The sequence below is a fragment of the Nitrobacter sp. 62-13 genome (genome assembly GCF_001896955.1).
Taxonomy (GTDB): domain Bacteria; phylum Pseudomonadota; class Alphaproteobacteria; order Rhizobiales; family Xanthobacteraceae; genus Nitrobacter.
Genome location: NZ_MKRN01000090.1, coordinates 8,165 through 9,054 on the forward strand (window position 1 = coordinate 8,165; position 890 = coordinate 9,054).

An 890-nucleotide genomic window follows, 5' to 3' on the forward strand; every position below is an offset into this window, starting at 1 on the left:
TCGTTGGTCCCGACCTGAAGAACGTCACCAAAGAGCGCTCCAGCGAATGGTTGCACGCCTGGATCTCGGCGCCGGACGCAATGATCGCGAAAAAGGATCCGATTGCGGTCGAGCTGCTCGCCAAATTCCATGGCATGGAGATGCCCAACCTGGGCCTCAGCTCCACTGAAGTTGACAATATTCTTGCATTTCTGGGATCTGGCGGGGGCGGTGGCTCGTCTGCCGCTGCGGCGCCGGCTCTTAAGGGTGATGCCGAGAAGGGCAAGGAATACTTCACCGGCAATGAGCGCTTTGCGAACGGCGGACCGCCGTGCATGGCCTGCCACAGCACCGGCGGCCTCGGGGCCTTCGGCGGCGGGCATCTTGGTCCTGATTTGACCGAGGTGTCGAAGCGCCTTGGCGGAGCGAACGGGCTTAGCTCGTGGATTGCAGGCTTGCCCACGCCGACCATGAAGGCGGTCTGGACGAAGCAGCCGCCGACCCCGCAGGAGCGTGCGGATGTGGCCGCTTTCCTTGCTCAAGAAGGGTTGGCTACGCGTACGGCTTCGGCGATCTGGCAATTGGCCGGCCTGACGGGGCTGGGTGCTGTGATCCTGCTTTTGATCGCAGGCTTCCGTTGGCGGAATCGGCTGAAGTTCGGCGTGCGACGTCCGATGATGGCTACGCCTACGACTGGACGAAGCACCGGTCCATACAACGGTGGTTGGTTTACGGGTACGTATGCCGACGGCTGGATTGGCAGATTTAAGGGTACAGACGGTAATAGGCCGCGCGGCCGGACGAACGCACCGAGGAGACACTGATGAGCTGGATACTTGACCTCGTTAACCCCCGGGAGCGCAAGTGGGAAGAGTTCTACCGCAATCGGTGGTCCCACGATAACGTCTTCC

Annotated in this window: 1 protein-coding gene; it reads left to right on the forward strand. The window is 61.6% G+C overall.

The window, feature by feature from the left end; all coding sequences use genetic code 11:
- A partial coding sequence (locus tag BGN91_RS08315; RefSeq protein ID WP_292612182.1) for a c-type cytochrome occupies window positions 1-803 on the forward strand: 803 nt, incomplete at its 5' end.
- Window positions 804-890: the final 87 nt, after the last annotated feature.